This is a genomic window from Halovibrio sp. HP20-59, assembly GCF_033052795.2.
Lineage (GTDB): Bacteria > Pseudomonadota > Gammaproteobacteria > Pseudomonadales > Halomonadaceae > Vreelandella.
Genome location: NZ_JAWJUW020000013.1, coordinates 31,086 through 54,410 on the forward strand (window position 1 = coordinate 31,086; position 23,325 = coordinate 54,410).

At 58.2% G+C, this 23,325-nt stretch carries 21 protein-coding genes; 9 read left to right on the forward strand and 12 right to left on the reverse strand.

The annotated features are described in order from the left end of the window. Positions 1–41: 41 nt before the first annotated feature. The 4 genes from RZA33_RS14350 to RZA33_RS14365 all read right to left on the reverse strand — a co-directional run bounded on the left by RZA33_RS14350 (position 42) and on the right by RZA33_RS14365 (position 4,268). Entirely contained in the window at positions 42–884 is an 843-nt protein-coding gene (locus RZA33_RS14350) for a carbohydrate ABC transporter permease (RefSeq protein WP_317508391.1), read from the reverse strand. Further along, the gene (locus RZA33_RS14355; protein WP_317508392.1) at positions 881–1,765 is read right to left on the reverse strand and encodes a sugar ABC transporter permease; all 885 of its coding nucleotides are present in this window, start codon (positions 1,763–1,765) and stop codon (positions 881–883) included. Before RZA33_RS14355 ends, RZA33_RS14350 begins: the two co-directional genes overlap by 4 nt. A gap of 62 nt (positions 1,766–1,827) precedes the next feature. Further along, a complete protein-coding gene (locus tag RZA33_RS14360) occupies positions 1,828–3,108 on the reverse strand; it encodes an ABC transporter substrate-binding protein (protein WP_317508393.1) in 1,281 nt (426 codons plus the stop codon). A gap of 29 nt (positions 3,109–3,137) precedes the next feature. Next, complete coding sequence (locus RZA33_RS14365; RefSeq protein ID WP_317508394.1) at positions 3,138–4,268, reverse strand: ABC transporter ATP-binding protein; 1,131 nt, start codon at positions 4,266–4,268, stop codon at positions 3,138–3,140. Positions 4,269–4,521: 253 nt separating this feature from the next. Between RZA33_RS14365 and hpaI the strand changes: the two genes are divergently transcribed. Beyond that, positions 4,522–5,289, forward strand: coding sequence for a 4-hydroxy-2-oxoheptanedioate aldolase (gene hpaI, locus RZA33_RS14370; protein ID WP_317508395.1), 768 nt, complete (start codon positions 4,522–4,524; stop codon positions 5,287–5,289). A gap of 11 nt (positions 5,290–5,300) precedes the next feature. On the opposite strand, the gene RZA33_RS14375 is transcribed toward hpaI, so the two are convergent. The 3 genes from RZA33_RS14375 to RZA33_RS14385 are packed head-to-tail and all read right to left on the reverse strand — an operon-like array spanning position 5,301 to position 9,224. After that, the gene (locus RZA33_RS14375) at positions 5,301–6,725 is read right to left on the reverse strand and encodes an FAD-binding oxidoreductase (RefSeq protein ID WP_317508396.1); all 1,425 of its coding nucleotides are present in this window, start codon (positions 6,723–6,725) and stop codon (positions 5,301–5,303) included. Further along, complete coding sequence (locus tag RZA33_RS14380) at positions 6,725–8,026, reverse strand: L-fuconate dehydratase (RefSeq protein ID WP_317508397.1); 1,302 nt, start codon at positions 8,024–8,026, stop codon at positions 6,725–6,727. The genes RZA33_RS14375 and RZA33_RS14380 overlap by 1 nt, the downstream gene beginning before the upstream one ends. 34 nt (positions 8,027–8,060) lie before the next feature. Further along, complete coding sequence (locus tag RZA33_RS14385; RefSeq protein WP_317508398.1) at positions 8,061–9,224, reverse strand: fumarylacetoacetate hydrolase family protein; 1,164 nt, start codon at positions 9,222–9,224, stop codon at positions 8,061–8,063. A 259-nt stretch (positions 9,225–9,483) separates the two neighbouring features. On the opposite strand from RZA33_RS14385, the gene RZA33_RS14390 reads away from it, so the two are divergent. The 8 genes from RZA33_RS14390 (at position 9,484) to nanR (ending at position 17,612) form a co-directional block, all read left to right on the forward strand. Beyond that, positions 9,484–10,248 carry an SDR family NAD(P)-dependent oxidoreductase gene (locus tag RZA33_RS14390; RefSeq protein WP_317508399.1) on the forward strand — a complete coding sequence of 255 codons (765 nt, stop codon included), beginning with the start codon at positions 9,484–9,486 and terminating at the stop codon, positions 10,246–10,248. Then, on the forward strand, positions 10,245–11,246 hold the full coding sequence (pdxA, locus tag RZA33_RS14395; RefSeq protein WP_317508400.1) for a 4-hydroxythreonine-4-phosphate dehydrogenase PdxA: 1,002 nt from the start codon (positions 10,245–10,247) through the stop codon (positions 11,244–11,246). Before RZA33_RS14390 ends, pdxA begins: the two co-directional genes overlap by 4 nt. Further along, positions 11,243–12,454 (forward strand): four-carbon acid sugar kinase family protein, encoded by a 1,212-nt coding sequence (locus RZA33_RS14400; RefSeq protein WP_317508401.1) that lies wholly within the window; start codon positions 11,243–11,245, stop codon positions 12,452–12,454. Before pdxA ends, RZA33_RS14400 begins: the two co-directional genes overlap by 4 nt. A 163-nt stretch (positions 12,455–12,617) precedes the next feature. After that, positions 12,618–13,619 (forward strand): sialic acid TRAP transporter substrate-binding protein SiaP, encoded by a 1,002-nt coding sequence (locus RZA33_RS14405; RefSeq protein ID WP_317508402.1) that lies wholly within the window; start codon positions 12,618–12,620, stop codon positions 13,617–13,619. 108 nt (positions 13,620–13,727) lie between these two features. Further along, a complete protein-coding gene (locus tag RZA33_RS14410; protein ID WP_317508403.1) occupies positions 13,728–14,270 on the forward strand; it encodes a TRAP transporter small permease in 543 nt (180 codons plus the stop codon). A gap of 82 nt (positions 14,271–14,352) precedes the next feature. Further along, positions 14,353–15,714 (forward strand): TRAP transporter large permease, encoded by a 1,362-nt coding sequence (locus RZA33_RS14415; RefSeq protein ID WP_322976216.1) that lies wholly within the window; start codon positions 14,353–14,355, stop codon positions 15,712–15,714. Positions 15,715–15,726: 12 nt separating this feature from the next. Further along, complete coding sequence (locus RZA33_RS14420) at positions 15,727–16,803, forward strand: Ldh family oxidoreductase (protein ID WP_317508405.1); 1,077 nt, start codon at positions 15,727–15,729, stop codon at positions 16,801–16,803. A gap of 86 nt (positions 16,804–16,889) precedes the next feature. Next, the gene (gene nanR / locus RZA33_RS14425; protein ID WP_317508406.1) at positions 16,890–17,612 is read left to right on the forward strand and encodes a transcriptional regulator NanR; all 723 of its coding nucleotides are present in this window, start codon (positions 16,890–16,892) and stop codon (positions 17,610–17,612) included. 5 nt (positions 17,613–17,617) lie between these two features. Here the strand turns inward: nanR and RZA33_RS14430 are convergent, their stop codons facing one another. The 5 genes from RZA33_RS14430 to RZA33_RS14450 all read right to left on the reverse strand — a co-directional run bounded on the left by RZA33_RS14430 (position 17,618) and on the right by RZA33_RS14450 (position 23,314). After that, on the reverse strand, positions 17,618–19,195 hold the full coding sequence (locus RZA33_RS14430) for an aldehyde dehydrogenase (NADP(+)) (protein ID WP_317508407.1): 1,578 nt from the start codon (positions 19,193–19,195) through the stop codon (positions 17,618–17,620). A gap of 30 nt (positions 19,196–19,225) precedes the next feature. Beyond that, on the reverse strand, positions 19,226–20,218 hold the full coding sequence (gene araD1 / locus RZA33_RS14435) for an AraD1 family protein (protein ID WP_317508408.1): 993 nt from the start codon (positions 20,216–20,218) through the stop codon (positions 19,226–19,228). 37 nt (positions 20,219–20,255) lie between these two features. After that, positions 20,256–21,539, reverse strand: a complete 1,284-nt coding sequence (locus RZA33_RS14440; protein WP_317508409.1) for a TRAP transporter large permease — start codon at positions 21,537–21,539, stop codon at positions 20,256–20,258. A gap of 3 nt (positions 21,540–21,542) precedes the next feature. Beyond that, positions 21,543–22,136 (reverse strand): TRAP transporter small permease, encoded by a 594-nt coding sequence (locus RZA33_RS14445; RefSeq protein WP_317508410.1) that lies wholly within the window; start codon positions 22,134–22,136, stop codon positions 21,543–21,545. A gap of 98 nt (positions 22,137–22,234) precedes the next feature. Beyond that, positions 22,235–23,314 carry a TRAP transporter substrate-binding protein gene (locus tag RZA33_RS14450; protein WP_317508411.1) on the reverse strand — a complete coding sequence of 360 codons (1,080 nt, stop codon included), beginning with the start codon at positions 23,312–23,314 and terminating at the stop codon, positions 22,235–22,237. Between the last annotated feature and the right edge of the window lie 11 nt (positions 23,315–23,325).

A 23,325-nucleotide genomic window follows, 5' to 3' on the forward strand; every position in this document is an offset into this window, starting at 1 on the left:
CTGAAGGAGAATTGTCGCACGAAAAACCCGAGGGGCGTCTGCTAGCGAATCCCCGCCCGTAAAAACGACTGCACAAACTGGCGTTGGAACAGCAGGAAAGCGACCAGCAGTGGGGCGATACTGAGCAGTGTGGCGGCGCTGACGGTGGCCCAGTTAACGCCGGTTTCGGGCGCGGAAAAGACCCCCAGTCCTACGGTTAATGGACGGCTCTCAACCGAGTTGGTGACCACCAGCGGCCAGATAAAATTGTTCCAGTGATGACTAATCGAGACCAGCCCGTAAGCAAGGTAGGTAGGCTTGGCGAGCGGTACGTACACCTTCCAGAGAATTTCCAGCCAGTTGCAGCCTTCGATGCGGGCGGCGTCTTCAAGCTCCCTTGGGATGGTTTTAAAGGTTTGGCGGAGCAGAAAAATACCCAAGGCGCTGGCCACATAGGGCAGGCCTATCCCGGTGATGGTGTTGATCAGCCCCAGCTCACTGGCGATGCGGTAGTTCTCGACAATCAGCACCTCGGGGAACACAAAGAGCTGAATCAGCACCAGCATAAATAAAACGTTCTTCCCGGGAATTGGGAAGCGCGCAAAGGCAAACGCCGCCAGGGTACAGATCACAAACTGACCTATCACTACCCCTGTCACCAGCGCAAAGGTGTTCAGGTAGTAGCGGGCAAAGGGTGCTTGAGACCAGGCGTTAGTGAAGTTCTCCAGCGTCAGCGGGGCGAAGAGCTCAAAGTTCACCATAAACTCGCTGGGGTGGAAGGCGGCCCAAAAGGCATACAGCAGCGGAAAAATCCAAATAATCGCCAGTAGCCACGCCGCTACTGTTTCCAGCGCTGGAATTGAAACGAAACGGGAGCGGGGCGCATAGGCCGTGGTCGTATTCATTGATAGTGCGTCCTGCGATCTAACATCGTGAACTTAAGCGTTGCCACTACCGCAAGCACCAGCAGAATAACCACCGTAATGGTGGCGGCCGTGGTGCGGTCAAAGAACGAAAACGCATTCTCGTAGACGTAATAAAGCAGCAAGTTGGTGGCGTTGTTGGGCCCGCCCTTGGTCAAGATAAACAGGTGATCCACGACCCGCACCGAGTTAATCAGTGCATTGATGAGCACAAACAGTGTGGTGGGCATGAGTAGCGGAAAGGTGACACGCCAAAAGAAGCTCCAGCGGCTAGTGCCTTCTAAGTCAGCCGCCTCTTTTAACTCGGGTGGCATGCTCTGTAGCGCCGCCAAGTAGAAAATCATAAAAAAGCCGGCTTCTTTCCACACCGACATAACGATCACCGAGCCGAGTGCAACGCTTGGATCGCCCAGCCAGTTAACGCCAGGGATTCCCAGCGAATCAAGCAGGCTATTGAACAGACCAATCTGCGGGGCGTAGAAAAACATCCAGATATTAGCGGCGGCGATCATGGGTAGAATCGTCGGCGTAAAGTAGGCCATGCGCACAAAGCCCCGCCCGCGAAGCTTGCCATTGACGAACAGCGCCATGCCCAGCGCCAGGGCGATGGAGGTGGGAATGGTGCCCAGTGCATAGAGCAGGTTGTTACGGGCTACTTGCCAGAACGTTGGGTCGTCGAACAGCACTTGATAGTTCTCGATGCCAACGAACTCGGTGGGTGCACCGCGAAAACCGGGTAAAAATAGGCTGTTAATGACCGTTGTCACGGTCGGTAAATAAGCAAACGTCGTCAGCAGTAGCGCAGCGGGCAGCAGCAGAAGCGCGCCATAGAGCTGCATTTTGCGGTGGTTGGTGAATGACATAGACACGTACCACAAGTTGGAAAAGCCGGGGCAAGCCCCGGCGACAGTGAAATGTCTAACGATTAGCGGGCGTAGCGGCGCAACACACTATCGGCTTCTTGCTGTGCTTGGCTGAGTGCTTCTTGCGGCGTCATTTGACCGGTTAACGCCGCTTGCACGGCGTTATCCAAGGCGCGGCGAATGCGGCCACCCTGGTAGGTTGAAAGCTCCGCCGTGGCGTGCTCAAGCTGGTCACGGGCGACTGCGGCCGGTGGAAATTCTTCCACATAGCGTTGTAGCGCGTCGGTTTCGTAGGCAGCGGGGCTGACGCCCATGTAGCCAGTTTCAATTGACCAGGCAGCGGCGCGTTCGGGAGCGGTCATCCAGCGAATGAAGGTCATCGCCGCGCGCTGCTCTTCTTCCGTCGTATCTTCAAAAATGTAGAAGTTGCCGCCGCCGGTGGGGCTGCCGCGCTGGGTTTTCATCGGCAGCATGGCGACGCCAAAATCAAAATTGGCTTCGCTGCGTACGGCGGTCAGGTTGCCCGTGGTGTGCCACATCATCGCCGTGGACTCTTCAAGGAAGTTCTGGCGCAGGGTGCCCCACTCGATGGTGCCGTCGGGCATGGCATTGTGTTCTTCGGCCAGTGACACCCAGTACTCCAACGCTTCAACCGCTGCGGGGTCGTCAAAGTAGACCTCGGTGCCATCTTCGTTCATTAGCCGGTGGCCGTTCTGAAAGGCGAAGGCCTGGAACATCCAGTAGGGGTAGCCAGTCGACGGCACCATTACGCCCCACTGCTCGCCGTTGGAGGCTTCGCGCACGGTCGCGGCCATCTCGGCCATCTCTTCCCAGTTTTCTGGGGGTGTTTCGGGGTCCAGGCCGGCGGCTTCAAAGGCGTCTTTGTTCCAAAACAGTACGATAGTGGAGCGCTGGAAGGGGATGCCGTAGGTTTTGCCATCCAGTTGGCCGTTTTCCATCAGCGCTGGGTAGAAGCTATCCAGCCATTCGCGCTCCTCATCGGTTTCGATTAGGTCGTCAAAGGCGACGATGGCGTTCTGCTCAATCAGCTCGTACAGATCGATCGAGAACATCACCGACAGCTGAGGCGTATCACCCGCTTCCATCGCCGACATCGCGCGCACGCGGGTGTCGTCGTAGTTACCGGCGTAGATCGCTTCCACATTGATATCGGGGTGTTCGCTTTCAAACTCTTCCACCAGATTATCAACGACGTCGGTGAGGGCACCGCCCACCGCGACCGGGTAGTACATGGTCAGATCGACGCTATCCGCGTTTACCTGGGCGGCGCTTAACAAGCCCGCTGCCAGGGCCGTCATCGCAAAAGGTATCCGTGCACGCATAAGAGACTCCGCAAGTGTCAATACAGCTATCAGTGTTGGAAAGAGCCCACCGCCGGTGGACGTGGAACGCTTGGAGAAGAGCTGGATAATGGCATCGGCGTTAAGTCATCCCGACACAGGCCGTCAGCACCAAACAGGTGAGCATTTTCGCTCGTCCAGTAAAGACGGCATGCTTGGCCCGCCAACGCGTGCTTGCCACTCATACGAATCCTGGCGGTATGGTTGCCAACGGCGACATGGGCAATGGTGTCGGCACCCAAGTATTCATCGCTGAGCACCGTCGCCGGAACACCTGGAGCGTCCGTCGAGCACAGTTCGATATCTTCAGGCCGAATGCCTAATTGTCCGCCTGCGGCCTCCAGTGAGGCGACCGGTGTGCTTGGTTCGCCTTCAATAACGGCGCCATTCTCGCTGGCCACTAGTGGCAGCAGGTTCATGGCGGGGCTGCCAATAAAGCTCGCGGCGAAGGCGCTGGCGGGGCGGTTGTAAAGCTCGTCGGGCGTGCCGTCCTGCACGATTTTGCCGTGCTGCATCAGAATTACACGATCGCCCATGCTCATGGCTTCCACCTGGTCGTGGGTGACGTAGATAACCGTCATATTCAGGCGGCTTTGTAGTGCTTTGATTTCCCGTCGCATGTCGCTGCGCAGCCGGGCATCCAGGTTGGAAAGCGGCTCGTCCATCAGGCAGATGGGGTGTTCGGAAATCACTGAGCGGGCCAGTGCCACCCGCTGGCGTTGGCCGCCGGAAAGCTGGGCGGGTTTGCGGTTCAGGTAATCGGTTAAATCAACCAGTTCGGCGACCTTGGCCAGCCGCTGGCGCTGCTCATCTTTGGGTACCTTGCGGCTGCGCAGGCCAAACACGATATTGTCAGCCACACTCAAATGCGGAAACAGCGCGTAGGACTGGAACACCATGCTCAGCCCGCGATCCCCGGGCGGCAGGCGCGTGACGTCGCGTTCGCCGATATGGATACGTCCGTCGCTGGCCTCTTCGAGACCCGCAATCATGCGCAGCGTGGTGGATTTACCGCAGCCCGACGGGCCCAGCAGAATGACGAATTGCCCTGGGGTAACATCAAACGAAATATCATCGACAGCGGCAGAGGCGCCCCAACGTTTAGTGACGCCCTCTAAGCATATTCGCGATTGGTTTGACATAGCACACACATCACCGGCCGTTGGTTGTTATTAGTTCAGCTTGTGTTGAAGGTGTTGCCGTTGTATGACACTTATATGGATGGTTGATGACAGCAGCGGTGTCAAGCGAAAAAATCACTTGGCGACTTTAATGCCATAGCTCTGCAGCCTGCGAACCACGCTGGATTGACAGGAGGCTTGCGCCTTGCATCGCTTGCTATTTAGCGCTTAGCTAGGTGCGGTACGCTGGTTTTACCCATGCCAAGGAGCCCGTATGACAATGCCACCCAATACCTTTAAGCAACAGCTGCTAGCGGGAAAGCCCCAGACGGGGATTTGGCTAGGTTTGGCCAGCGCTTACACCGCCGAGATTGCCGCCACGGCAGGATTCGACTGGCTGCTGCTTGACGCCGAGCACGCCCCCAATGACGTGTCGAGCCTGCTTGCCCAACTACAGGCGCTGGCGCCCTATGACAGCCACCCGGTGGTGCGGCCACCTACGGGCGATGCGGTGCTGATCAAACGCTACTTGGATATTGGCGTGCAGAACCTGCTAATTCCTATGGTAGAGACTGCCGAACAGGCGGCTGAACTGGTAGCGGCCACGCGTTACCCGCCCCGTGGCACTCGCGGGGTGGGCCATGTGCTGGCGCGCGCTTCCCGCTGGGGGCAGGTAGTCGATTATCTCTCCCGCGCCGACGATGAGATTTGTCTGATGCTGCAAGTGGAAAGTCCCCAGGCGCTTTCGAACCTGGAAGCAATTGCTGCCGTAGAGGGTGTCCATGGAATATTTATTGGTCCGGCGGATTTGTCAGCTTCAATGGGGCATCTTAACAATGCTGGTCATCCCGAGGTGACTGCAGCGATCAGTGACGCTATCACCACAATTCGTGCTGCGGGTAAGGCTGCCGGTATCGTCACGGTAGACGAGCAGGCGGCCCGCGGCTACTTGGCCGCAGGTTGCACTTTCGTCGGCGTGGGTATTGATACGCTGCTTTATGCAAACGCCCTGCGTGAGTTGGCGGAGCGTTTCAGATACTAATGGCTGAGCGTCTATTCCCCAGCCGGCAAAATCCTGCCTGGGTTCATCAGCCCTTTGGGGTCGAATAGCGCTTTAACGCCGCTGACCATCTCCCGCTCAATTGGCGATAACCGCGCCAAATAGGGCACTTGCTTGGTGCGGCCAATGCCGTGTTCGGCGCTAATGCTGCCGTTGAAGCCGTCGAGCACTTCAAACAGCCGCTCCTCCAAGTCGTGCAGGTGGGCTTTCTTGTTGCTGTCCGCCATTGCCTTGGGCGGCAGGATATTGAAGTGCAGGTTGCCGTCGCCCACGTGCCCGTAGGCAATGATTTCGCACTCGGGGGAGGCGGCCATGACGACCTCGCTTGCGCGGGCGACGAAGTCGGGTATCGCCGAGATAGGCACCGAGATATCGGTGCGCAGGTGCTCGCCGCGCCGCCGCTGGCCTTCCAGCATGCTCTCACGGAACTGCCATAGCTGAGCGGACTGGGTGTCGCTGGACGCCAGGGCGCCATCCAGCACCAGCTCGCGTTCCATGCCGGTTTCCAGCAGCTGTTCCAGCATTACGCCGAGGTCCACTGGCCCCGTGGCCGCGACCTCCATTAACACGTACCAGGGGTAGTCGTCTTCAAGCGGGTCACGCAGCTCAGGGGTCGCTTCCATGGCCAGCTCGATGCAGCGGCGGGGGATTAGCTCAAAAGCGGTCAGCAAGTCACAGCACTCCCGGCGCGCCAAACCGTAGAGATCAATCACCGCCTGAACGGAGGGCAGGCCGAGCAGCGCGGTGCGGCTCTGAGTTAGCCGCGGTGAGAGCTTGAGTACCGCGCCGGTGACAATGCCTAGAGTGCCTTCGCTGCCTAGAAACAGCTGTTGAAGGTCGTAACCGCGGTTGTCCTTGTGCAGGGCGTTAAGGCTCTCCCAGATGCGCCCGTCGGGGAGTACTACTTCAAGGCCCAGCACCAGCTCGCGCATCATGCCGTAGCGAAGTACGTTAAGCCCGCCTGCGTTCGTAGCGATATTGCCGCCGATCTGGCAGCTGCCCTGGGCCCCCAGCGAGAGCGGAAAGTCGCAGTCGTGATCAAAGGCGGCTAGCTTAACGTTTTCAAGGATGCAGCCCGCGTCTACGGTGATGGTGAAGTTGATTGGGTCAATGGCGCGCACGCTATTCAAGCGCTCAAGGCTGATCACCAGCTCCTGACCACTGGTGGCAGGCAAGGCGCCTGCCACTAGGCCGCTATGGCCGCCCTGGGGGGTCATGGCGACGCCTTGCTCATAGCAGCGCTTGGCTACCTCGGCGACTTCCGCGGTATTCGCCGGGCGGGCTACGGCCAGCGGCACGCCCAACGTATCGCCCGCCCAGTCGCTTGTGTAGCGCGCCATGGCGTCCGGGTCGCGGATTAAGCCGCGCTCGCCAAGCAGGGTGGTTAGCTCATTTAAAAAGGGTGTGTTGTCGGTCATTAGGTTTCTTCCTGCCAGGCAGCCCCCTCCGGGAAGCGGTGCTGGGCTTGGGATTCTGCGTGCATAGCAATACTGTAACCCGGCGCCTCGGGTACCTGGTAGCGACCTCGCTTGATGACGACCGGGTCGATAAAGTGCTCATGAAGGTGATCCACATACTCCAGCACCCGGCCTTCAAGGCTGCCGGATACTGCAATGTAATCGAACAGCGAGATGTGTTGGGTATATTCGCATAGCCCAACGCCGCCGCCGTGGGGGCAAATGGGTACGCCGAACTTGGCGGCCATCAGCGTTACTAGAATCACTTCGTTAAGCCCGCCCAGGCGCGCCGCATCGAGTTGACAGTAGTCAATTGCGTCCGCCTGAAAGAACTGCTTAAACATCACTTTGTTGTGGCAGTGCTCGCCGGTGGCGACGCCGATAGGCGTGACCCGGTGGCGGATTTCGGCGTGGCCGAGGATGTCATCAGGGCTGGTGGGCTCTTCAATCCACAGCGGGTCAAATTCGGCAAGCCGACGCATTTTGGTGACGGTTTCATCGACTTCCCACACCTGGTTGGCGTCCATCATCAGCACGTTGTCCCAGCCGATCTCTTCACGCAGCAGCGCCGCGCGGCGGGCATCTTCTTCAATGTCGCCGCCGATCTTCTGCTTAAAGTACGTCCAGCCTTCGGCCAGCGCTTCGCGAGCCAAGCTGCGCACTTTTTCATCGCTGTAGCCCAGCCAGCCTGCGGAGGTGGTATAGCCGGGGTAGCCATCGCGGCGCATTTCGGCTTCACGCTCGGCTTTGCCAGAGGATTGGCGGCGCAGCAGGCAGATCGCTTCTTCCGGCGTTAGCGCATCGGTGACAAAGCGGAAGTCGAGACAGCGCACCAGCTGCTCCGGCGTCATGTCCACCAGCAGTTTCCACACCGGCTTGCCTTCGCTTTTCGCCCACATATCCCACACGGCGTTGACGATGGCGGCGGTGGCGAGGTGAATCGCGCCTTTATCAGGGCCGATCCAGCGCAGCTGGCTGTCGCCGGTGATCTCCCGCCAGAAGTGGCCCATATTGTCGGTCATCGAGGAAAGCGTGCGGCCCTCGATCAGTGGCGCGAGCGACTGGATGGCGGTGACCACAATCTCGTTGCCGCGGCCAATGGTGAAGGTTAAACCGTGACCTTCAGGGCTGCCGTCATCGGTGTGCAGGATAACGTAGGCGGCGGAGTAGTCCGGCGCGGCGTTCATGGCGTCCGAGCCGTCCAGTGAGCGCGAGGTGGGGAAGCGAATATCCTGGATCTCGACGCGGGTGATGGTTGTCATTGTTTTCTCCTAGGCGTTGAAGTGGGTGAGTTATTTACCGCTGCGCTAAGTGGCGCATCAGTTCGCGAATGCCATAAGTCCAGGGCGGCAACTGATCGCTTTGCCCCACTGGGTTAACCAGAGCGCCGAGCGCTGGCGTCGCAATAGTGACGCGGTCACCCAGGTGGTGGGTGAAGCCCTGACCTTCGCCGTCGCGGTCCTGAATCGGTGAGAACATAGTGCCCAGGAACAGCATAAAACCATCTGGGTATTGATGATGGTCGCCGATGGTTTGGCTAACCAGGTCCAGTGGGTCGCGGCTGATCTCGCGCATATCGCTCTCGCCCTGTAGCAGGAAGTCGTCGTCCTCGCCTTCAATGCGTAGTGATACCTGGCAATTGCGCACGCTGTCGATATCAAAATTGTCATCGAACAGGCGAATAAAGGGGCCAATGGAGCAGGAGGCGTTGTTGTCTTTCGCCTTGCCGAGCAGCAGGGCGCTACGACCTTCCACGTCGCGCAGGTTGACGTCGTTGCCCAGGGTGGCGCCGCGCACTTGGCCGCGGCTGTCCACCGCCAGGACGATTTCCGGCTCGGGGTTATTCCACTTGGAAGACGGATGCAAACCTACCGGGGTGCCAAAGCCTACCGATGACAGCGGCTGGGCTTTGGTAAATACCTCTGCATCCGGGCCGATGCCGACTTCCATGTACTGTGACCAACCACCGCGCGCCTGAAGGGCTTTTTTAAGCGACATCGCCTCGTCAGAGCCCGGCTTGATTTTAGAAAGATCTTTGCCGATTAGCGCCTGCAAGTCGTCACGCAGCTCGGCTGCCCTGGCCGAATCGCCGCCCGCTTGCTCCTCGATGACCCGTTCCAGCAGGCTGACGGCAAAGGTGACGCCACAGGCTTTAATGGCCTGAACATCGCAGGGGGCTAGTAAGTAAGGCGCTTGCGGTGGGGACATCTGTGAGTTCTTCAGCAGCGTCTCCACACTACCCAGAGACGCGCCGTCGGCGCGCTTTACCACATCGAGCAGGTCGTCGCGTTCGAGCAGATCGGCCATGGTGGGGCCAAACTCGGTGATATCGAACACCTGGCCGTTTTGCACAGTGGCCAGCACAGGGCCGGGGTGCTGGCTGTCTAACCAAACACGGCCAACGAGTAAGGCGTTTTCAACGTCAGCGGGTAGAGCATCCGGCAGTGACAATGGTTGCATAGGCGCCTCCTATAGCGATGCACGATAAGAAAGTAGTCAATGACTGGCGGTTGGTGCGCCATCGCCTATCATGTTATGGATGTTGTGTTGTATGACAGGTATGCCAGTTTATTGCTCACTCTAGCGCAACGTTCTATTTCGGGTCGATAGGAAAATCTATCTAGATGAGGACGATGGCGCTGAGCAAGGTTCTTAACAATAAGACTCTTAACAATAAAGGCTCTTAACAACAAAAGTACAAAGCGTTTAGGAGAATGTCATGTTAGACGAGTGGAAAGGTAAGCGAGTACTGATCACCGGTGCCAGTCGCGGAATTGGTGCGGCGGTTGCCAAGCAATTAGGCGCGCTTGGCGCCCATGTGGCGGTGCATTACCACAGCAGTGAAGCGCCCGCCGAAGCGGTTGCCAAGGCTATTCGTGATGCAGGCGGCAACGCCTTTACCCTGAAAGCAGATGTCAGCCATACCAGCGAGACTCAAAAACTCGTCGATGACGCTGCCGAACGGCTGGGGGGATTGGATCTGTTGATCAATAACGCCGGCGATATGCGGGGCCGTGTTGGCTTGGATGAGATGGATGATGACCAGTACGACCGGGTTATGGACCTTAATGCGCGCTCGGTGATCATGGCCAGCCGGGCGGCGCTGCCGCACTTTCGCCGCGCGGGAGGCGGCAATATTATTCACACTACCTCGATTGCCGCGCGCAACGGCGGTGGGGGCGGCGCGGGGTTATACGCTTCTGCCAAAGGTTTTGTGAGTACGATCACCCGCAATATGGCCAAGGAGCTGGCGGGGGATAACATCCGCGTTAATGCCGTCGCCCCAGGTACGATTGAGACCGACTTCCATGAACGCCACTCCAGCGAAGCGCATCTGGACGCTGCCCGGGCGTCGATTCCCATGGGGCGCTTGGGCACGGCGGAAGAGTGCGTGGGTGCCTATGTTTTCCTGGGTACCGATGCCCTTAGTGGCTACGTTGCTGGCCAAATCATTGAGGTTAACGGCGGGCAGCTAATGCCATGAATAGCTCCCCACGTTGTTATGACATTGCAATCACCATGGGCGACCCTGCCGGTATTGGCCCGGAAATCATTTGCCGCGCGTTGAGCGCTATGTCTGATACTGAGCGCGACACGGCCATGGTCATCGGTGACCCGGCTATTTATCGCCGTGCGGCCGCTAGTGTTGGCGCCGCGCTTGAGTTCGTGCCACTGGAGCAAGCAGAGGGCGGTAAGGGTCATGTGGCCGTCGGTGTGGTCGAAGCGCCGCAAGGCGTTGATATGCCCGATGGTAAAATCAGCGCCGCTGCTGGCGATATGGCGTTTCGCTGCGTGCACAAAGCCGTGGAATTGGTGCAGGCCGGGCGGGCGCAGGTGATTGTCACCGCACCGTTAAACAAGGCGGCGCTGCATGAGGCCGGACACCATTACGATGGCCATACCGGGATGCTGGCATCGCTGACTGGCGCGCCCTCATCGTTCATGCTGCTGGCTTCAGAGACGCTCTCGACGCTGCATGTTTCCACCCATGTGTCGCTGCGCGAAGCCATTGATAGGGTGATGCCTGAACGTATTATTGCCACGGTGGAGGCAGGGCATGCGCATTTGGTTGAGCTGGGGTTGGAGGCACCGCGCATCGCCGTTGCCGGCCTCAACCCGCACTGCGGCGAAGGCGGCATTTTCGGCGACGAAGATAGCCGCTGTATCGCCCCGGCGGTGGAGCGCTTGCGCGAGCGCGGTTTTGACGTGAGCGGTCCGATCTCGGCGGACACAGTGTTTTACCGTGCCTCAAAGGGGGAGTTCGACCTGGTGATTGCCCAGTATCACGATCAGGGACATATCCCAGTCAAACTGATCGCCTTTGATACCACAGTGAATGTCAGCCTCGGTTTGCCGCTTCAGCGCACCTCGGTGGATCACGGCACCGCCTTTGATATCGCCTGGCAGGGCAAAGCCGATGCCACCAATATGGGCTCGGCGATTGCCTATGCCCGGCGGCTAGCCAGCGGTGCCGCTTCATGAATGGCTGTCAGGTGGCGATTATTGCCGACGACTTGTCGGGAGCGCTGGATGCCACGGCGCCCTTTGCCGCCCGTGGCGCGGATGCCCGCGTGGTTATCAGCCTGGACGTATTAGCGGCGACACTGGGGGCTTGGCAAGGCCAGTGGCCAGACGTGATCGCCGTCAATACCGAATCTCGCCATCTTCAGGCGGAAGAGGCGGCGCGTCGAGTAAGCGAAGCTGTGCGCGTACTCAAGCGAGCAAGCCCACAGCAGTGGTTTAAAAAAGTCGATTCGACCCTGCGAGGACAGGTGATTGCTGAGTGCAAGGCATTGCGAGAAGCGCTTGGCATGCCGTTGCTGCTAGCGCCAGCCGTGCCCGCCCAGGGGCGGTTAGTGCGCGATGCCAACGTATGGGTTGATGGCCTCCCTCTGGCTGATACCGCCTATCAACACGATGCACGTTCACCCTCTTTAGTTGGGCCCATTGATCGAGCCTTCGCCGCCAAAGGCATGCCCTTGCAGCGATACCGCACCGGGCTTGGGGCGTCGCTTCCTGATCATGATTGCATCGCCGATGCGCAAAGCGACGCAGAACTCTCTGCGCTTTACGATGCATTACGCGGTTTTGAAAACGGTCTTGAAAACAGTTTTGAAAACAGTCGTGCGATGGCTGGCGCGGCAGGCTTGGCAACGGCTATCGCTCAGCGCTGTTTTGGGCAACCTGATGCGCCGTTTCAATCACTGCAAGGTGTCAACTCGGTGCTCTACGCCATTGGCTCAAGAAGCCCCCGTGCTGCCGAGCAGCTTCAGCAACTGTGCCTGTTTTCACCCGAGTTGGACGTTGTGAAAGCTTGCCATGAGCAAAACGGGCAGCGACTTATTAATAGTGCCTGTGTGGTGGTGCCCGGCGTGACTAGCGAAAAGCAGCGCACGGCTAGCGAGGTCGCCGATGCAATGGCCACTCAGGTGGCCTCAATTACCGCAACCTGGCAGGCCGATACCGAGCGTTTGCTATTTCTAACCGGTGGCGATATTGCCATGGCGGTGCTTACCCGGCAGGGGGTGAGTTATATCGACGTGGATGCTGAGTGGTCGCCAGGCGTGGCGTTGGGATGCCTGGATGGCGACCCACGACAAAAAGTGATGACCAAAGCAGGTGGTTTCGGTGACCCACAGCTGCTTGCACGCTTGCATGACCAGCTAAAGCTAACTCTTGAGGCGTTTTAAACGCGACTAAAAAACTCTGATCAGAATGGTTGCGCGACGCCAGCCAACCAACTAGTTTTGAATCTAGTGGTATGACACGTATACAGCCAGATGATCGGTTATATCGACTGCCGCCGCTTAACAAATAACCAACAACAAATCCAATGGTTATAAGGAGTACACAATGAACTATAAACGCCAACCCAACTTTAAGATGACGCACCTGGCAACGGCGACGCTAATCGCGAGTGGTCTCACCCTGACCGGTGCCGTACATGCCCAAGAAGAGCTTACGTTTGCTCACGTCTACGAGACATCAGAGCCTTACCATGAGTGGGCCCTGTGGGCGGCGGATGAAATTGAGGAGCGTACCGATGGCCGTTATTCGATCAATGTCCACGCGGCGTCGTCACTGGGTAAGGAGGCGGACATCAACGAAGGGCTACAGCTGGGCACCGTTGACCTGATTTACACCGGCAACCAGTTCGCCGGCCGCTTCTATGGCCCGGTGGCTATTGCCGGCGCGCCTTACATGTTCCGTGATTTCGACCACTGGCAGGCCTACGCTGACAGTGATCTGTTCGACGAAATCGCCCAGGGTTACCAAGATGAAACCGGTAACGTGCCACTGGCCATGAATTACTATGGGCGTCGCCATGTGACCTCCAACGAGCCAATCAATACGCCCGAGGACATGGAAGGTCTTAAAATCCGTACGCCCAATGCCCCCATGTACATGATGTTCCCCGAAGCAGTGGGTGCCAACCCTACGCCAATTGCCTTCTCTGAGGTCTATTTGGCGCTTCAGCAGGGCGTAGTGGATGCCCAGGAGAACCCACTGCCGACCATTCGCGCCAAGGCGTTTTATGAAGTGCAGGACTATATCAACCTGACCGGTCATATTACCGATTCGCTGATTACCATCGCCGGTGGGCCGTTATGGAATCGTCTTTCTGAGGAAGACCGCGATACCTTCCGTGAGGTCTACAGCGAAGCCGGTGAGCGTATCACCCAGGATATTTTGGCGTCCGAGGAGGAGCTGGTGGCTTGGTTTGAAGAGCAGGGGGTGACCGTCAACGAGGTTGACATTACACCCTTCCGTGAAGCCACGATACCGGCCCATAACGGAGAGGCGGCGACCTGGGATCAGGAAACCTATGATCGCCTGCAGGCCATTGGTCAGTAAGGTCGAGCGGACTGACCTTGGCCGGGTCCGTCCTTGTCTGTAATCGTCCTTTTGTAGCCTAAGCATCTCCCCACCCCAGGCTTGGGGTGGGGAGAATAGGAGCCTACCATGAGCCAACGCGACTCTACTGACGAGATCAGTTTCGCCGGTCTCGATGATGACGACACTTTCGATATCCGTGAGTATGCCTTAGAAGATTTCCTGACGTTGGGGATCTTTTGGGTGCTGGCGCTGGATGTCTTTCTACAATTTTTCAGCCGTTATGTACTCGGCAACTCAATCGCCTGGACCGAAGAGATGGCGCGCTACTTGCTGGTGTTGGTGGGCTTTCTGGGCAGCACCATGGCGGTGCGCAAGGGGTCGCATATTGCCGTGGAGTTTTTCTATCGCTACCTGCCGGATTGGCTCGGGCGTGTCATGTCGACGTTGGTCGACCTCATCAATATTGCCTTCTTCGCCATTATGGCTTGGATTACCTTTAAGCTTGCCGACCGCACTAGTGCACTGATGGTGTCGGTGGATATCCCCAAGAGCTGGCTCTACTACCTGGTAATGCTGGGCTTCATCATGATGCTGGTGCGCGGTATTCAAGTGGCGATACGTCACTGGCGTTCGGGAACCAGTGAACTGCTCAATAGCGATACCCCGTAACAACACCCAACAACCAAACCCAACAATAAAACGTCAAAACGACACGCTCCCGGAGATCACTCCAATGCCCAACATTTTGTCTATGCGGCGCGGTGGCGCGTTGGTCGCGCCACTGGTCGCGGCGGTTGCGATACTCGGCTGCGTCGCGCTGGCCGTTACCCAACACTACCTATTGTTCTTGTTTGCGCTGCTGTTCACCCTGTTGGTGATGGGGGTGCCGATCGCGATCAGCCTGGCGGGTTCGTGCCTGCTCTATGTGACGCTCACCGGCAGGGTGCCCGATGTTGTGGTAATGCACCGCATGATCAACGGTGTCGACAGCTTTCCGCTGTTGGCGATCCCGTTCTTTATTCTCGCCGGTAACTTAATGAACAACGGCGGCATTACCTCGCGGATATTTGATTTCGCCAAGGCGCTGATGGGCTGGATGCGTGGTGGCCTGGGCCACGTCAATGTCGGCGCCAGCATCGTCTTTTCTGGCATGTCGGGTGCCGCAGTGGCCGATGCTGGGGGGCTGGGTACTATCGAGATCAAAGCCATGAAGGACGCCGGTTACGACGAGGAGTTCGCGGTCGGCATCACGGCGGCCTCTTCGACTATCGGCCCGATTATTCCGCCGAGCCTGCCGATGGTCATCTATGGCGTGATGGCGTCAGTGTCGGTCGGCCAGTTGTTCGTCGCAGGTCTAGTACCGGGCCTATTGATGGGCCTGGTGCTAATGGCGATGATCACGATCATTTCACGGCGGCGCGGCTATACCCGTGATGCGGTGTTCTCGCTAGGGGTGCTGGGTCATACCTTCAAGCGGGCTTTTTTATCGTTACTAACGCCCATCATCATCGTCGGCGGCATTATGAGCGGCGTCTTTACGCCCACCGAAGCCGCCATTGCGGCGGTGGCGTACGCGCTGTTCCTCGGTGCCGTGGTCTACCGGATTTTGACTTGGCGCCGCTTGCTCAAGGTCAGCATGGAAACCATCGAGACCACGGCGGTTATCCTGCTGATCGTTGCCGGTGCCTCGATATTTGCCTGGATCCTGACCAGTAACCAGGTCACTCAGCACGTGGTGACCCTGCTCGGACCGTTCGCCGACAATCCCATCGTCACGTTGATCATCATCAACCTGGTGCTGATCCTGGTGGGCTGCTTTATGGAAACCATTGCGGCGATCACCATACTGGTGCCGGTATTATTGCCCGTGGCGGTGACTGCGGGCGTTGATCCGGTTCACTTCGGCGTGATCATGGTGCTCAACCTGATGATAGGTTTGCTCACGCCGCCGGTGGGTATGGTGCTCTATGTGCTTTCGCGGGTGTCCGGTATTTCCTTCGAGAAATGCATGCGCGGCACGCTACCGTTCCTGGTGCCGCTGGTTATCGCGCTGTTGATGGTCACCTTTATACCGGCCATCTCGCTGTGGCTGCCCACGCTGATTTATCGGTGATAGGAGTGATTGATGTCTGATTCCCAACAGGATTTCCGCGTTGCCCGTGATGACCTGAAGCACTTTATGGGCGCGGTACTCGCGGCGGGCGGTGCTGACAGCGCCTCGGCAGCGGCTGTCACCCAGGCCCTGGTAACAGCCTCACGCATGGGTATAGACAGCCACGGCCTGCGTCTGCTGCCCCACTATTTGAAGGCACTCAAAGGCGGGCGTATCAAGGGCGCGCCCAACATGGTGTTTCATCAGCGCTTAGCGGCAACAGGCTATTTAGATGCGGATGATGGGCTGGGGCACCTGGCAGGCTACACTGCCATGAAGCACGCCACGACCATGGCGGAGAAGGTAGGCATGGGCGCCGTCGCCGTAGGTAACTCGTCGCACTTTGGTGCCGAGGGATGTTACGCGCTAGCGGCCGCCGAACGCGGTTATTTGGGTATGGCGTTTTGTAACTCGGACCCCTTTGTGCTGCTGCACGATGGCGCCAAGCCTTTTCACGGCACTAATCCCATCGCCTTTGCGGCACCGGTGGCGGGGGAGTCTCCCTACCTGCTGGATATGGCAACAAGCTCAGTACCCTGGAATCGCGTGCAGCAGTACGATGCCATTGGCCGTGAACTGCCTGATCAAGTGGCCGCCGATGCCAACGGGCAGGTAACCCGTGATCCCAGCGAAGTCACTGCATTGCTGCCGCTGGGAGGCAGTGCTTTTGGCTTTAAAGGCGCCGGCCTGGGGGGCATGGTGGAAATTTTAAGTTCGATGCTATCCGGGATGCAGCATGGCTTTAAGCTTTTGCCGATGGGCGGGCCGGATATGTCGACCCCGCGCGGGGTTGGGCATTTTTTTCTCGCCATGAAACCCGATGCGTTTGTTGAGGAAGGTACCTTTGCCCGTGGGTTAGCGGACTATTTAGCCGACCTGCGTTCCCAGCCAGCCGCCGAGGGAGCAGAAGTCATGGCGCCGGGGGATAGGGAATGGCGCTGCCAAACTGAACGCGATGCTAAAGGAATCCCGCTTGATGCCGCCAATCAACAGGCCTATGCCGACATTGCTCGAGAGTACCGAATAGCCCCGCTCACTCGACTTGATTGAGGCCTAATTGAAGGCTTAGTTGAAAGACAATGACGAAAATGCAGTAAAATGGTGGAAAATTCCAGGTTAACCAGGGGTGACTGCCTATGAGCAGATACCGGATCGAGCGAAAAACGCTGTCCGAACAGGTCGCTGAACAGCTCGAGGCGGAGATTCTCGAAGGGCGGCTAAGTGAAAATGATCAACTGCCTTCAGAAAGGGAGTTGATGGAGCAGTTTGGCGTGGGCAGGCCCGCGGTACGTGAAGCGCTGTTTCACCTTCAGCAGCTGGGTTTAATTGCCATCAACAGCGGCACCCGTGCCAGGGTGATTCGCCCCACCGCCGAAGCGGTAATGTCCAGGCTTTCCGGGGTCACCCGGCAATTGCTTTCCAAACCCGACGGCCAGCAGTATTTCCAGGAAGCGCGCGCGATGTTTGAGATATCGCTAGCCCGCTATGCCGCGCGCAATGCCAGCGAGGAGGACTTGGCCAGGCTACGCGCTGCGTTGGCCGATAATCGCGATGCGATTGGTGATGAAGCGCGCTTTAAGCGTTCTGATAACGACTTTCACGGCGTGCTAGCAAGCATTGGCCGTAACCCGATCTTCGATGCCATTCACGTGGCGCTTTCCGAGTGGCTGGATGATCGTCGCGCTCTGGTTCTGCAGAAAAAAGATGAGGACAAAGCTGCTACCTCTGCGCATAGCGAAATTATCGCGGCGATTGAATCCCGCGACCCGGATGCGGCCGAGGCAGCCATGCAGCGCCACCTCGACCGTCACTACGGCACTTATATGCAGCTTAAAAAGCGCCTTTCGGATGCCTCCTAGCGGTCCTAGCCCTCGCGTTTGCCGTCGACCAGCCGCGGTACATTGAAAGGATTGTTATCTTTCAGCGCTTCAGGCAGTAGTCCTTCCGGCAGCGCCTGATAGCACACTGGGCGCAGGAAGCGATAAATCGCCGCGCTACCCACCGAGGTAGTGCGTGAGTCGGATGTGGCGGGATACGGGCCGCCGTGCACCATGGCGTGGCACACCTCGACTCCTGTAGGCCAGCCATTAGCTAGAATACGCCCTGCCTTGCGCTCCAGCGTGGGCAGCAGTTGTTTGGCCGTCGCCAAGTCACCGTCGTCCATCTGTAGGGTAATGGTTAGCTGGCCTTCGGCCTGGGCTGCGACACGCTGCATCTCGTCGACATTGGCGCATTCGATGACCAGCGAGCTGGCGCCGAACACTTCAGCTTGCAGGGCCTCATCGGCCAGGAAGTCGGTCGCGCTTGCGACGAATAGACCTGCCTGGCAAGGGTTGGCCGACTCACCCGCTTGGCCGCGGGCGACCTCGGTGACCTTGGCATGGTTGGCCAGCCGATCAACACCCTGTTGGTAGGCGTCGTGAATGCCCGGGGTGAGCATGGTCTGGGCAGCGCTGCCCTTGACCGCTTCAGCGGCCGCTTCAACAAAGGCATCCAGCTCAGGACCCTGAACCCCAATCACCAGCCCTGGGTTGGTGCAGAACTGCCCGGCGCCCATGTTGAGGGAGCCGACAAACCCCTCGGCGATCTCCTTGCCGCGTGCCTTGAGGGCTTCCGGCAGCAGAAACGCCGGGTTGATTGAACTCATCTCGGCGTAGACGGGGATTGGCTGCGGCCGGGCCTGGGCGGTGGCCATTAGTGCCGTGCCGCCGCTGCGCGAGCCGGTGAAACCTACCGCTTGGATGCGCGGGTCAGCAACTAGCGCCTGACCGATCTCTTTGCCCGAACCAAACAGTAGCGAAAAGACACCCTCAGGCAGTTTACACTTGGCAACGGCGCGCTGAATGGCGCGACCCACCAGCTCGGACGTGCCGGGGTGGGCGGAATGGCCCTTGACCACCACCGGGCAGCCAGCGGCCAGTGCCGAGGCGGTATCGCCACCGGCAACGCTAAAGGCTAGCGGGAAGTTGCTGGCGCCAAACACCGCTACCGGGCCCAGGCCGATATGCCGCTGGCGCAGGTCAACACGCGGCATCGGTTCGCGATCAGGCATTGCCGGATCAATGCGTACATCCAGCCACTCGCCGGCCCGGACTACGTTGGCGAACAAGCGTAGTTGGCCGCAGGTACGCCCACGCTCGCCCTGCAGGCGGGCTTCGGGCAGGCCGGTTTCAGCGACGCCGCGCGCGGTTAGCTCATCGCCAATCGCATCAATCTCGCTGGCGATGGTTTCGAGGAAGACGGCCCGTTCTTCGAGCGAGGTTTCGCGGTAGCTGGCGTAAGCCGCTTCGGCGAGTTCACAGGCGCGCTCGACCTCGGCCTTGCTTCCGCCAGCATAGGTGGGTTCGAGAGTTTCGCCGGTGGCGGGATTGACGGCTTGAATGTCAGCCTGTTGGCCGCTAACGGCCTGCTGACCAATCAGTAGTTTACCTTCCAGGGTCATACATCCTCCTGCTGGGTTGGTGCGATTAAGTTAAAGCGTTTTTACGCTGATAGCCGGTTCGTCTGCTTCCACCCGTAGCGAGTTGCGCAGCGGGCGGCCAAAATCGCCAAGCGTGATTTCGAAGCGATCCCCTTCGCGTACCTTAATCCCGTCGGCGAAGCTTAAGGTGGCGGTACCGAAGAAGTGAACGTGGACATCGCCAGGACGGCGAAAGCCTGGATATTTAAAGTGGTGGTACTCAAGGTTAGCAATGCTGTGGGCCATATTGGCTTCACCGGTCAGAAACGGCTTTTCCCACAGCGTTTGACCGTCGCGTTGAATACAGCTGGTGCCTTCGAGATGGGCGGGCAGTTCTCCGATCAACAGCTCGGGCCCAAAGCTGCATGCGCGCAACTTGGAGTGGGCAAGCCATAGGTAGTTGAAACGTTCGGTAACGTGATCGGAAAACTCGTTGCCGATGGCATAACCGACCCGCCAAGGCGTGCCATCAGACGCGACAACATACAGCCCGGCCAGCTCGGGCTCTTCACCGGCGTCTTCTGCGAACGCGGGGCTGGGCATCTCAGCTTCAGGCGCAACGATGCAGTCACCGTCGCCTTTATAGAACCACTCCGGCTGCGCGCCGACCGAGTTAGCGGCGGGTTTGCCACCCTCGACGCCGAGTTTGAACATGCGCATGGAGTCGGTCAGATCTTCTTCTGCGGCCTGGGCTTTGGCGTGCATGGCGGAGCGGGTGTCGGCACTGCCCAAGTGGGTTAACCCGGTGCCGGTTACCAGGCAGTGAGCGGGGTCGGGGTGGGTAAGGGGCGGTAGCAAGCGGCGCTCATCAACCAACACCTGATAATCAATGAGCGTGTCTTCTAAGCGTGAGGTAATGGCGGCTTCAAGCGACTCCCCCGTGTTGATAGCCGCCTGAGCCAGCGCGTAGGTGCCGCCCTCAATGGTAATGGGGCGAACGGCGTCGGCGTTTTCTACCATGGCGACCCGCAGCTGGCGCTGATCAAGGTATTGAATCAACCGCATCATGAATTCCTTGTTGTAGTGATGGTAAGGGGTGTCATTAATTGCCACTCACGTCAGTGAGGTCAGGTAACCACGTCACAATGCCGGGGAATGCGATCAGGATGACCAGCACCACTAGCAAAGTAGCGTAGTAAGGCAGCATGGCCTTAACCAGCTGTTCCATGGAGACTTTGCCGACCCCACAGCCGACGTATAGGCAGGTGCCCACGGGCGGCGTCAAAAGACCAATGCCAAGAATAAAGGCCATCAGTACGCCAAAGTACACGGGATCGACCCCTACCGAGGTGACAATGGGCGTTAGCATCGGCGCCATAATCACCATGGCGGGGGTCAGGTCCATTACAAACCCCACCAGTAGCAGTAAGCCGGCGACGATTAAGAGCAATAGGAAAGGATCTTGGGTGATCGCCTGTACTTGGGTAACTAACGTCTGAGGCACCATGTTAATGGTTAAAAACCACGCAATAACGGTAGCGAATGCCAGTAGGAGCAAAACCATGCCCGTCAAGCGGGCAGTACGAATCAGCATGCCCCAGAGCGCCGTAATCTTAAATTCGCGGTAGACCACCAGCGAGATGAACAGCGAGTAAAGTAGAGCCGCAACGGCGGCCTCAGTAGCGGTGAAGATGCCGCCAATAATGCCGCCGATGACGAGCACCGGCAGTACCAGCGCCAACCATGCCGCCTTGAACGCCTGCCATAGCACATCGACACGGAACTTGCGGGTTTGGCCGGCATGGCCGATGGTTGCCATGATGAAGGTCGTTGCCATTAAGCCAAAACCGATCAATATCCCCGGCACGATGCCCGCAATAAACAGCCGACTAATCGACGTTTCGGTCACAATGCCGTATAGAATCAGCGGGATAGAGGGTGGAATAATAATGCCGATCACCGACGAAACGGTGTTGATCGCCGTGGCTTGCGGCGCGGTGTAGCCCTGCTTGGTCATGGAGGGAATCATCATCGCGCCGGTCGCCGCGGTGTCGGCGACGGCAGAGCCGCTAATGCCGCCGAAGAACATCGAGCCGGTAATCGCTACCTGACCGAGGCCGCCGCGCACAAAGCCTACCAGAGCCCCCGCTAACTCCATCAACCGGCGGGCGATGCCGCCGTTGCTCATCACCTCCCCGACCAGAATAAAGAACGGGATTGCCAGCAGCGGAAAGCTGTTAACGCCGCGAATCGACTGCTCAATCAAGATCGACAATGGAATATCGGAGAGTACCGCCATCACCACGGCGGCGATACCCAGGCCAAAGGCAATGGGCAAACCCAGCGCTAGCGAAGCGAACAGAATGCCGAGAAAAATCCATAACATGGTCTATCGGCCTCCCTGAGTGGTCGACGGCACGTCGGGCGAGCGAATCTGTTGAATGCTCTGCCAAGCGCGCCAAATCGCCACCGCGCCTATAAAGGTGGCGCAAAGCACGAGCGAGACGTTGACGAAGTTCCAGGGCACGTTGAGGATCGCTGTTCGCCCGGAAGCGCGTGACATCACCACGTAGCCTCCCCAGATGATTACCCCCATCAATACGGTGATAAACAGATGCTGAATCAAGTAAAGCGTATGGGCTGCACGCGGTTTTAGCCGCCGGACCAGAATATCCACGGCGATATGCTCAAAGCGGGCAAAGGCGGCGGCGGCACCGATAAAAATTAGCCAGATAAACAGCATGCGGGCCAGCTCATCGGCCCAGGGCACCGAATTATTAAGCAACGAGCGCCCAATGACGTTGGCTGATACCGAGACGATCAGCGCGACTAGTAAGGCAGCGATCACATGTTCCATGGCCAGCGTTAACCAACGAAATAGCGCAGGCCCCCGGCGCTCCTCAGTATCGATCTCCAACGGTTTGCGTTGGGGGTCGTCGAGAAATGCCGCGGTATCCGGAATAGGTGTATTGGGTGTGTCCATAAGCGCTCCGAAGAGACGAGTAAGTGGCAAGAGGCGGCTGCCTCTTGCCTGGTCTATTAGTAAGCTTCTTAATACAAAACCCGGTTATCGCAAGCCGTTTACTCTGCCATCGACGACTCGACAATTTGCTGAATTTCAGCGACCAAATCTTCGCCAATGCGTGGGGCCCACTCGTCGTAAACGGGCTGCACGGCTTCCTGGAAGTCGGCAATTTGATCATCATTAAGGCGGGTAATTTGCATGCCGCGCTCTTCAAGCTGATTACGTGCCCAGTCGTCGTACTCAGTCGCCAACTGGATCTCGTAGGCGGCTGCCTCGCGGGCGGCTTCTTCGACCAGTTCCTGGTAGGCCGGATCAAGGCGATCCCAGGTACGCTCGGACATCATGATAATGAAGGGGGTATAAACATGGCGCGTTTCGGAGCCGTAATCCTGCACTTCATGGAAATTGGAGGTCAGGATAGTGCTCCAAGGGTTTTCCTGGCCATCAATAACCCCTTGCTCCATGGCCGAAAATACCTCGCCAAACGCCATCGGCGTTGGGTTGGCGCCTAGCGCTTGCCAGATGCTTAACTGCACGGGATTTTCCATGGTGCGAATGGTCAGGCCACCAACGTCCAGTCCTGCCACATCCTCAGGCGACTCCACGGGCCGCACGCTATTGGTGAGTTGACGGTAGCCGTTTTCATGATAGGCGAAGGCCTTAATGCCAGTCCCATCGAACTTGTCGAGCAGGTCCAGGGCAACGTCGCTTTCTAGCACTGCCATGGCGGCTTCACGGGTAGGGAACAAGAACGGCAGGTCGAAAACGGCAAGCTCTTCTACGTAGCTGGTCGCAGGGGACGTAGAAGGGATGGTCATATCCAACGTCCCCGTTTGTAGCATCTCCATCATTTGCGCATCGTCGCCGAGCTGGCTGTTGGGAAAGACATTAACTGTCAGCCGCCCCTCGGTGCGCTCGGAAAGAATGTCACCGAAATATTGAGTAGAGATATACAGCGGTGAGGATTCGGCTAAGCCAATGCCAACACGGATATTGTGCGAACCAAGATCCTCGGTGATGACATCAACCTCAATCTCTGGTGGATCGGATAGGTCAGGCGTTTGCGCGTAAACGGCCGTTGAGCTGAGCAGCGTGGCGCCGGTGATTAATAGGCTGCGTTTCCAAAAATAATGCATAGTGGCCACTC

Excerpts from the sequence above, each read along its gene's own strand:
- RZA33_RS14375 (WP_317508396.1), bottom strand. The coding sequence starts at position 6,725 with ATGACCGACAACACACCCTTTTTAAATGAGCTAACCACCCTGCTTGGC.
- RZA33_RS14355 (WP_317508392.1), bottom strand. The coding sequence starts at position 1,765 with ATGTCATTCACCAACCACCGCAAAATGCAGCTCTATGGCGCGCTTCTG.
- RZA33_RS14365 (WP_317508394.1), bottom strand. The coding sequence starts at position 4,268 with ATGTCAAACCAATCGCGAATATGCTTAGAGGGCGTCACTAAACGTTGG.
- RZA33_RS14360 (WP_317508393.1), bottom strand. The coding sequence starts at position 3,108 with ATGCGTGCACGGATACCTTTTGCGATGACGGCCCTGGCAGCGGGCTTG.
- pdxA (WP_317508400.1), top strand. The coding sequence starts at position 10,245 with ATGAATAGCTCCCCACGTTGTTATGACATTGCAATCACCATGGGCGAC.
- RZA33_RS14400 (WP_317508401.1), top strand. The coding sequence starts at position 11,243 with ATGAATGGCTGTCAGGTGGCGATTATTGCCGACGACTTGTCGGGAGCG.
- hpaI (WP_317508395.1), top strand. The coding sequence starts at position 4,522 with ATGACAATGCCACCCAATACCTTTAAGCAACAGCTGCTAGCGGGAAAG.
- RZA33_RS14420 (WP_317508405.1), top strand. The coding sequence starts at position 15,727 with ATGTCTGATTCCCAACAGGATTTCCGCGTTGCCCGTGATGACCTGAAG.
- RZA33_RS14440 (WP_317508409.1), bottom strand. The coding sequence starts at position 21,539 with ATGTTATGGATTTTTCTCGGCATTCTGTTCGCTTCGCTAGCGCTGGGT.
- RZA33_RS14415 (WP_322976216.1), top strand. The coding sequence starts at position 14,353 with ATGCGGCGCGGTGGCGCGTTGGTCGCGCCACTGGTCGCGGCGGTTGCG.
- araD1 (WP_317508408.1), bottom strand. The coding sequence starts at position 20,218 with ATGCGGTTGATTCAATACCTTGATCAGCGCCAGCTGCGGGTCGCCATG.
- RZA33_RS14430 (WP_317508407.1), bottom strand. The coding sequence starts at position 19,195 with ATGACCCTGGAAGGTAAACTACTGATTGGTCAGCAGGCCGTTAGCGGC.
- RZA33_RS14385 (WP_317508398.1), bottom strand. The coding sequence starts at position 9,224 with ATGCAACCATTGTCACTGCCGGATGCTCTACCCGCTGACGTTGAAAAC.
- RZA33_RS14405 (WP_317508402.1), top strand. The coding sequence starts at position 12,618 with ATGAACTATAAACGCCAACCCAACTTTAAGATGACGCACCTGGCAACG.
- nanR (WP_317508406.1), top strand. The coding sequence starts at position 16,890 with ATGAGCAGATACCGGATCGAGCGAAAAACGCTGTCCGAACAGGTCGCT.
- RZA33_RS14390 (WP_317508399.1), top strand. The coding sequence starts at position 9,484 with ATGTTAGACGAGTGGAAAGGTAAGCGAGTACTGATCACCGGTGCCAGT.
- RZA33_RS14450 (WP_317508411.1), bottom strand. The coding sequence starts at position 23,314 with ATGCATTATTTTTGGAAACGCAGCCTATTAATCACCGGCGCCACGCTG.
- RZA33_RS14410 (WP_317508403.1), top strand. The coding sequence starts at position 13,728 with ATGAGCCAACGCGACTCTACTGACGAGATCAGTTTCGCCGGTCTCGAT.
- RZA33_RS14380 (WP_317508397.1), bottom strand. The coding sequence starts at position 8,026 with ATGACAACCATCACCCGCGTCGAGATCCAGGATATTCGCTTCCCCACC.
- RZA33_RS14445 (WP_317508410.1), bottom strand. The coding sequence starts at position 22,136 with ATGGACACACCCAATACACCTATTCCGGATACCGCGGCATTTCTCGAC.
- RZA33_RS14350 (WP_317508391.1), bottom strand. The coding sequence starts at position 884 with ATGAATACGACCACGGCCTATGCGCCCCGCTCCCGTTTCGTTTCAATT.